The sequence below is a fragment of the Lapidilactobacillus salsurivasis genome, from assembly GCF_054785215.1.
In genome coordinates, this window is sequence record NZ_BAAABI010000018.1 from 3360 (window position 1) to 5031 (window position 1672).

The window sequence follows — 1672 nt, forward strand, 5'->3', positions numbered from 1 at the left end:
GACCTCTCAAAACTAAACAAAGTTTCGACTGTGCAGTTTCCGTAAGTTAGTTTGGCTTTGACCCCAAAACTAACAGTTCCTTAGAAAGGAGGTGATCCAGCCGCAGGTTCTCCTACGGCTACCTTGTTACGACTTCACCCTAATCATCTGTCCCACCTTAGACGGCTGGCTCCTAAAAGGTTACCTCACCGGCTTTGGGTGTTACAAACTCTCATGGTGTGACGGGCGGTGTGTACAAGGCCCGGGAACGTATTCACCGCGGCGTGCTGATCCGCGATTACTAGCGATTCCAACTTCATGTAGGCGAGTTGCAGCCTACAATCCGAACTGAGACTGACTTTTAGAGATTAGCTTGACCTCGCGGTCTCGCAACTCGTTGTATCAGCCATTGTAGCACGTGTGTAGCCCAGGTCATAAGGGGCATGATGATTTGACGTCATCCCCACCTTCCTCCGGTTTGTCACCGGCAGTCTGACTAGAGTGCCCAACTGAATGCTGGCAACTAATCATAAGGGTTGCGCTCGTTGCGGGACTTAACCCAACATCTCACGACACGAGCTGACGACAACCATGCACCACCTGTCTTAGCGTCCCCGAAGGGAACGTCTTATCTCTAAGATTGGCGCTAGATGTCAAGACCTGGTAAGGTTCTTCGCGTTGCTTCGAATTAAACCACATGCTCCACCGCTTGTGCGGGCCCCCGTCAATTCCTTTGAGTTTCAACCTTGCGGTCGTACTCCCCAGGCGGAGTGCTTAATGCGTTAGCTGCAGCACTGAAGGGCGGAAACCCTCCAACACTTAGCACTCATCGTTTACGGCGTGGACTACCAGGGTATCTAATCCTGTTTGCTACCCACGCTTTCGAGCCTCAGCGTCAGTTACAGACCAGAGAGCCGCCTTCGCCACTGGTGTTCTTCCATATATCTACGCATTTCACCGCTACACATGGAGTTCCACTCTCCTCTTCTGCACTCAAGTTCCCCAGTTTCCAATGCATTTCTTCGGTTAAGCCGAAGGCTTTCACATCAGACTTAAGAAACCGCCTGCACTCGCTTTACGCCCAATAAATCCGGATAACGCTTGCCACCTACGTATTACCGCGGCTGCTGGCACGTAGTTAGCCGTGGCTTTCTGGTTGGATACCGTCACTACCTGGCCAGTTACTACCAAGTACGTTCTTCTCCAATAACAGAGTTTTACGATCCGAAAACCTTCTTCACTCACGCGGCGTTGCTCCATCAGACTTTCGTCCATTGTGGAAGATTCCCTACTGCTGCCTCCCGTAGGAGTTTGGGCCGTGTCTCAGTCCCAATGTGGCCGATTACCCTCTCAGGTCGGCTACGTATCAATGTCTTGGTGAGCCGTTACCTCACCAACTAACTAATACGCCGCGGGTCCATCCAAAAGTGATAGCCGAAACCATCTTTTAAATCAAAACCATGCGGTTTTGATTGTTATGCGGTATTAGCATCTGTTTCCAAATGTTATCCCCCACTTTAGGGTAGGTTACCCACGTGTTACTCACCCGTCCGCCACTCGTTTCAACATTTTCTTCCGATGCAAGCATCTTCCGTAAATGTCGAAACTCGTTCGACTTGCATGTATTAGGCACGCCGCCAGCGTTCATCCTGAGCCAGGATCAAACTCTCATATAAAAGTTTGAGTTAGACTC

1 rRNA gene is annotated in these 1672 nt (G+C 50.5%); it reads right to left on the minus strand.

The features are described 5' to 3' along the window. Positions 1-84: 84 nt before the first annotated feature. A 16S ribosomal RNA gene (locus ACYVSB_RS12570) occupies positions 85-1655 on the minus strand. Positions 1656-1672: the final 17 nt, after the last annotated feature.